The 6,970-nt window shown below is 56.4% G+C and carries 6 protein-coding genes; 2 read left to right on the forward strand and 4 right to left on the reverse strand.

Annotation, left to right across the window (positions count from 1 at the left end):
• Positions 1–93: 93 nt before the first annotated feature.
• Positions 94–1,149: a sensor domain-containing diguanylate cyclase gene (locus tag HY282_11125; protein ID MBI3804300.1), complete on the forward strand. Its 1,056-nt coding sequence runs from the start codon at positions 94–96 to the stop codon at positions 1,147–1,149.
• A gap of 36 nt (positions 1,150–1,185) precedes the next feature.
• On the opposite strand, the gene HY282_11130 is transcribed toward HY282_11125, so the two are convergent.
• Both HY282_11130 and HY282_11135 read right to left on the reverse strand, forming a co-directional pair.
• Positions 1,186–2,226 (reverse strand): phosphotransferase, encoded by a 1,041-nt coding sequence (locus HY282_11130; GenBank protein ID MBI3804301.1) that lies wholly within the window; start codon positions 2,224–2,226, stop codon positions 1,186–1,188.
• Complete coding sequence (locus HY282_11135; GenBank protein ID MBI3804302.1) at positions 2,219–3,283, reverse strand: class I SAM-dependent methyltransferase; 1,065 nt, start codon at positions 3,281–3,283, stop codon at positions 2,219–2,221. The genes HY282_11130 and HY282_11135 overlap by 8 nt, the downstream gene beginning before the upstream one ends.
• A 308-nt stretch (positions 3,284–3,591) precedes the next feature.
• On the opposite strand from HY282_11135, the gene HY282_11140 reads away from it, so the two are divergent.
• Positions 3,592–3,969, forward strand: a complete 378-nt coding sequence (locus HY282_11140; GenBank protein MBI3804303.1) for a hypothetical protein — start codon at positions 3,592–3,594, stop codon at positions 3,967–3,969.
• Here the strand turns inward: HY282_11140 and HY282_11145 are convergent.
• Positions 3,918–5,858, reverse strand: a complete 1,941-nt coding sequence (locus HY282_11145; GenBank protein ID MBI3804304.1) for a metallophosphoesterase family protein — start codon at positions 5,856–5,858, stop codon at positions 3,918–3,920. The two genes, HY282_11140 and HY282_11145, sit on opposite strands and share 52 nt — an antisense overlap.
• A gap of 124 nt (positions 5,859–5,982) precedes the next feature.
• The coding region (locus HY282_11150; protein ID MBI3804305.1) for a PKD domain-containing protein at positions 5,983–6,970 on the reverse strand (988 nt) is incomplete at its 5' end.

Genomic DNA, 6,970 nt, shown 5'->3' on the forward strand with positions numbered 1-6,970 from the left:
CTCTTCCGTAATCTTAATCAAGGATGAACAGCCTGCCGTTTCACGGGTGGGTTATGCTCGTCTTATCAAAGATTCTCTCGCCAAATTGATCCCATGAGCGACCTCATCAATGTGCCACCCTCCGATGATTGGCAGCCTTTGTTGGACATTGCCAATCATCTCTTCTCGGCACGACGTTTCAACGATGTTCTCTACCAGGTGGTCCGGGAGATTGCCGCCCGGATGGAGATTCTCCGCTGCTCGATCGTTTTTGTCGATGAGCGGCGGGAGACCGCGTATGTGGTGGCGACGCACGAGGCATCGGAAGCAAACCGGATCCCGCTGGACCTGAAAAAATATCCGGAGTTCGTGCAGGCCATCGAGACCAAAGAGACCGTTTTCATCCCGAATGCGTTGCAATACCCTCCTTTGGCTCCTTTCCGAGAGGAGCTGCAGGCGATCTCGCTTCGGTCGATCGTCGTTCATCCTCTTATTCAGGACGAAAAGGTGCTCGGGAATCTCATTCTGAGAATTTCGAGCGCACGGTTCATAACTCCTCAAGAGATTCAGTTTTCCGCCTGGATTGGCCGATTGGCCGGCAGCGCGATTCGGAACGCCCATTATTATGAGATGCTCATCGAGGAGAGAAATCATCTCGAGCGGCTCGCCACGATCGACTTTCTCACCGACACCTTCAACCATCGCTACTTCAGCACCCGCTTAGAAGAAGAGTTCAACCGCGCCATTCGCTATAACCTCTCGCTGGCCTGCATCCTCCTCGATGTCGATGATTTCAAGTGGATCAATGACACATACGGCCATCGAAACGGAGACATGATTTTGCGCGAGGTCGCCTCGATGATCAAAGGGACGATCAGAAAGACCGATTTCCTTGCCCGCTATGGGGGGGAGGAGTTTGTGATATTGCTTCCCCAAACCGATTTGGGAGGAGGGTATCAAGAGGGGGAGCGGATCCGGCGCGCGGTCCGGGAGCACTCTTATGGCGATCTGACCCGCGCCAAACGGGTAACCTTAAGCCTTGGCGTGGCAACCTTCCCGGAGAAAACGATCGAGACCGCCGACCACCTGATCCGGGCGGCAGACCGGGCCCTCTACCAAGCCAAAAGACTTGGGAAGGATCGGACCGAACGCTTCGTCTCGACCGACTGATCGACCTTCGCCCCCTGCCGCCACCCCGCGGATCGTTTAGGCAGGCCCGGCCCCCACGTTAATTAGACGGGATCGGTTTTGGATCAGGGAGACGACCCGATCGCGCCAAATGTGATTACGAAGGGCATGAAGCTGATACTGTCCCGCCTCGCGGATCGACATCTTAATCAAAAAGTACGGAAACAGCTGATTGAAGAGACGCAGGGGGAGTTTCCATTCGGCAAAGAACCGTGTAACTGTTTCCTCGGCGCGCTGACGGAACCAGTGATCCTTAAAAAAGAGATTTTCGAACGACCGAAGCGGGTCGGCCGCCTCGGCGCCGACCGGAAGGGCACAGAGGAAAAAGAAGAGGTCATCCGATGGAATTTCTTTCTTCTTGGAAAAGCTCCAGTCGCAGAGTGAAATGGAATTTCCGTCGGAGAGCATGTTCCCAAGCCAAAAGTCGCCATGTTGTCCGGTCAGGGGGATCTCTGTCCCGATCCACTCCTCCCACCTTTTGAGATGTTCTTGGAGGAAGGTTTCTTCCAATGGATCCGGTTGATAGGTTGAGCGGTAGAGGTCGACCGATTTTTGGGCCTCCTCTTTGATCCACTTTTCGGAGAGTTGAAGAGACTCTTCCCGCGTCTCTTTTTGGAACTGAATCAGCCAGGCAATCGCCTGCTCCAACATCGCATTGATCTCTTTGCGATGTGCGCTCCCTCCCTCCGGATGAACGAACGCCGGGAGACCGTTCCCCTTGAGTCCCCCCTCAATGAAGAGGAAGCGGCCCGGATCTTCCTGGCTGACGAGCGGCTTGGGGATCGTCGCACGGAGCGTTGGGGAGAGACGATGGTAGAAATAGAGAAGGTTCTCATATTCTCTCTGGAGAAGATCGACCGTCGATCGGTCGCGGGAGACCTTGGCCACCCACCGTGGGGCCGATCCGGCTTCGTCGAAGAGCAGAAAAACGACCGGCTGCGCGGTCGGATTCCGCTTCGAGCCGCCCGTCTTGGTGAAAAAAAGGTTCCGCGGGGGGAAAAAGGGGACTTCCCATCGGGGGCCGTTTTCAATAATGACCTTCTCGATCTCTCTAAGCATAAGGGCCTTCCTTCCGGGCAACGATACTGAAATGAGGTGAGAGGCAAGCGGTCAGACCGAGGGAGGCTCCCCAAAGGGCCAGCTTCTTTTTAATCTTTCCCAATCGCGATATCGGGGAGATTGCATGGTTGAGGTAGAAACGAAGCGGGGCGGGATGGTCGAGCGAGATCAATTCCACAGGGCGATTGTAGCCCGGCACCGGCATAAAAAATTGGCAGTCGCCGAACCCCGATTCTTGAAGGAGATGTCGATATCCTCCTTTTCCATAGGTATATGTTCGGTAGTTGTGATAAACGCGACTCACGCGGTATGGCTGCTTGAGGTAGAAACGGCAGGCGAGGTCGGCCATCCATCGCGGCATCAGGCTGGTATACCTCAACCCGCTGTGATCCTTGGCCCCGAGGAAGTTGTCATAACCGAATCGATTTTCAATTCCGATATAGATGGTGCCGCCAGGCTTGAGGAGTCGATGCAGCTGGGACAAGAATTGAATCTGAAGGGTGCGGGGATTGACGGTGGGATCGGCCAACCCGACCCACTCTAAATAACCGTTTACAACGATGAAATCGAACGTCTCCGGCGCAAAGGGGAGTTTCAGGGCGCTGGCGATGACGACCTCCATATTGTCGAGCTTCTCCTGAGCGCGGCGGGTTTCGATAAACTTCGCCCGCTCCGCAATCAATTCGACCGCCGTGATCCAGCCGCAGTGGGGCTGAAGACCAAAAGAGATGGTGCCGAAACCGGCGCCGACATCGAGCACTTTCGAGTGAGAATTCAGCGGGAGGACGAAACGAAAATCGGCACGGGCCTCATTGATCATATAGTCGTGAATTGCGGGATAGGCTGGGGCGACCTTTTGATCAATCGCATTTCTCCACCCGATCTCTTTCGCGAGATCATTCACCTGAATCATCTCTGTTTCGGGAATCTCCCCCCAATAATAGTCGCTGGCGGCGAAGCAGGGAATGCCGTCGACCGTTTTCCATGTATTTCTACAGACGGCGCAGGAAAGCGCTCCTTCTTGTGAAAGCGGCTCCTCGCATTGAGGGCATGCCACTGTGGAATATTGTCCACTTCGCCTGAGAGCCTGCTGCGGGGGGGGGTCTTGCTTTAACGCACTCTGAATCATCACTCTACCTCACGGATCAACAGGGAATCCGGTACGCGTTCACCGGCGGGCTTTTACTTCTGTTTCTGAATGGCCCTGGTAATGTGCAAGGAGTGTACCTTAGCCCTTTACAGGTTTTCAACGATTTTTTAACAATGAAGGAATGATTTATCGACAGAGAACGACCCCCAATTGCATTTATTTTGCATTTTATTGCAATTTCATTATAATGTTGCGGGTTTATTGGAGGGGTAGAAGTGGTTTATTATATCTTATTCAATACATTTTTGGTTGCGCTCGGCGCGTTTCTGCCCTGGTTGCACCCCGGCTTATTTGTGGTGGGGCTTCGGGGCATTGATATGATCGATGGGAAAGTGATCCTCCTTTTCGCCTTGATCGGATTCCTCGTGGCCTCCTATCAGCTGATTCAAAAACGGGGACGATTCTATTGGCTATATGGCGTGGTCGGCTTTTTGATTCTCCTGGTCACCATCCTCGATTTGTATACCTTCTACCAAAATCGCTATCCGATCGGACCTGGAATTTACCTTGCCCTCCTGGGAGGGCTTCAGATCACCGGCGCCTACATCTTAATGTTACTCAGACCCGGGAGGGGCGCTTCCCCTCCCGTCTGAGGGGGAGGTGCGCCTGGAAGAGGGGTCTCACCTGGCGGAGGTAGCGGTGACGGCGTGGGAGGGGTCTCACCCGGCGAGGGCGGCGGTGGTGGAGGAGGAGAGGCCCCGCTCGGCGGGGGCGTGGGTGAGGGAGCAGGCGGCGGGTCGGTCGGTGGAACGAATTTGTCAATCTGGACAGTATCCACGACCGCGCCGTTCTCGTCGATCGCTTTCAATATCATCGCGTCGGCGGTGATATTGACCGAGACGAACTCATACGTCGAGAGCGAAAAAGCGGTCCGCTCATTCTTTCCGACCGGGTAGAGGGAAGCCCCGCCGCCGCCGGTCACAATGTAGGTGATCCCATTGATCGGCACCGTCCGTTCATAGCCATGGGCATGGCCGTTTATCACCAAGTGGACGCCATATTTCTCAAAGAGCGGCACCCACTGTGATTGGACCGAAGGGGTGTCTCCATACTCCGCGCTGCTGTATGCAGGGTGATGAAAGTAGACGATCTTCCACTGCGCCGGCGCCTGCAGAGCCGTCTCCAGCCACGCCCGCTGCTTCTGATCGAACACCTTATTGCTGTCGAGACTGATCAGGTGGATATCGCCCCAGTAGAAGTCATAGTAAAAAGTTCCTTTGGGGAGGTAGAAGTTCCTTCGGAAGGGACCTCCTGCCTCGGTTACGATGTCGTGGTTGCCGGCGGCCGGAAAGAACGGGAGGTGGTTAATCAGCTCACCATAGGGACTGAAGTAGTGCGGGTCGTATTCGGAATCGGCCCCCTTTTCATAAATAAGGTCCCCTGCAACCACCGCGAAATCGAATGGAACCTGCTTCATGACCTCTGCCAGGCGCGTCTGATGGATCGTTCCTGATCCGCTGTCTGCAAAGGCGATAAAAGAGGCCTCACTGCCCTGGTCGGGTGCCGTCGTAAAGGTCGAGGCGGCGCCGAGCCGCTTGCCGTTGATCTCAACCTCATAGGAGTAAGTCGTTCCCGGCTTGAGGTTGTTGAGCAGTGCGAAGTGCTGATCTTTTCCGGTATTGTTGACGAGCGTTTGGCTGCGCCCCTGCCCTGCTCCCCAATGGACCGACCCGTTCGGGTTGCATCGCCACGCGATCACCGCCGTATTGGAAGAGACCCACCCGAGATAGGGGAGCCGGGGAGAAGAACTGCATACGATCTCTTTTGGCAGAAGCGGTGTCACCGTCACCGTCGCCTGGCCGGTCAGAGAGGAATCGGATCGGCCGGTCGCCAAGATGTGATAGCTTCCCGCCGCCAGGGAGGCGGTGTAGTTTCCCTCCTCCGAAAGGACCCCTCCCCCCGGTTCTGCGAGCTGCCAAATCACCGCCTTGTCAGGCGACGCTGTCACCTCGGAGGAGAAGTGCTCTGTCCCGCCGGGGCCGAGAAAGCGGGTGGCCGGCTGAACCCGGATCAATCCTTGTGAAATGACCGTGACCTCCGTCGTCACCTGCACCTCTTTGTCTGTATGTAAGGTGGCGACAACATGATAGACGCCGGGCCGGGCGGGGGCGGTGTAACTCCCTTCACTGGTGATCGAGCCGCCGGTCTCTCCTTCTTGAACGTTCCAGCTGACCTCCGAATCGGGAGGAACCTCCGTGGCGACCGAAAATTGCTGCTCTCCGCCGACCGGAACACGAACGCCGGTTGGGTCAATCGAAAATAATTGAACCGATACGGCCGGATTCTCAGCGGGCGGGGCCCCGGTCGGCAGTTGTTCGGCCGGCAGCGTCGATGGGAGGGCCGATGGGCTCGTCCCCTCTCCTGTTGCGCCGCCCCCGCTCCCGCCGCATCCGGCCGTGAGGAGCAGGACCATAAAGAGAATGATTGAGCAAAGTTTAACGGTCTGATGTTGTATTAATTTAATATTTAAGCAAAATGGCATTTTAAATCCTAAATGAGAAGGCTTCTCTCGTCGTGCCCTTCCACCGAAGATGAGGTGGAAGGGCACGACGATCAATTCCATGGTGAACATCGGCTCTTTATTCAGGGAGGAGTGCTCCCGGTCGTTATTTGACCCGGACCCTTTTCCAGATCGATCTCCACACGGGAAGGAAGAGAAAGAAAAGGAACGGAATTGCCTGTCGGAAGTCGGTTGGCCCGCTTCCGGATGCCAGGCTACAGCCTCCCCCACCCCCTCCGCCTCCACCCAAGGGGGGTGGGACCGGCTCGCCCACTTTCAGCGTATAGGTCGCCGTGGCGGTTTTGTTCTTATCGTTGGTCACCTTTAGCTTGACCTGGTAATCTCCAGATTTAGTGTATTGATGTTCGATTTGGGCTCCTTCTTTCACCGTCTGGTCTCCGAGGTCCCACTCATAATGGGTCAGAGAGCCGTCTCCCCCGACGCTCGCACTTCCATCAAACGCAAATTGGAGGGCGGAAGCGGAAGGGTCTGCGGCGGTAGAAGACAACTGTGCCACCGGCGCACCGACCTCTCCGGTCACCGAGATCGTCACCGAGGCTGTTTGTGAGAGACCGGCGGCATCGCTGACGGTCAGCGACACGGTGTAGCTCCCCGGCGCGCTGTATCGGTGGGAGGCTGCCGAACCGCTGTCGGTTGCGTTATCGCCGAAATCCCAGGCATAGGTAGCGATCGCCCCCTCCGCATCGCTGCTCTTGCTTCCGTCAAAGCCAAAGAGCAGCGGGTCGGCGGTTGAAGGGGAGGCGGTGAGTGCCGCCTTCGGCGGTGTGTTTCCCGGCGTCGGACCGGGAACGGGCCCCGGCGTGCCTCCGGGTGTGGGAGAAGGGGATCCGACGATACCGGGTCCATGGGAGAGGATCTGGCCGGCCATCTTCTCCCGGGCATCATAAAGGTCGAGCGGTTCACGGTTCCAGGTGTAGGTATTCGTTACCAGGCGCGCCACCTGTGCCTGTGCGAAGGAGGCATCGCCGAGGTTTTTGAGCAGGTTCATATATTCGTAATCTTCCATCCCTTCTCTGAGCAGCTTCAGGCGGATCGATTCGATGGGGATATGAGTCTTCCCGCCGATCTTGCTC

This window comes from Candidatus Manganitrophaceae bacterium (assembly GCA_016200325.1).
GTDB lineage: Bacteria > Nitrospirota > Nitrospiria > SBBL01 > Manganitrophaceae > Manganitrophus.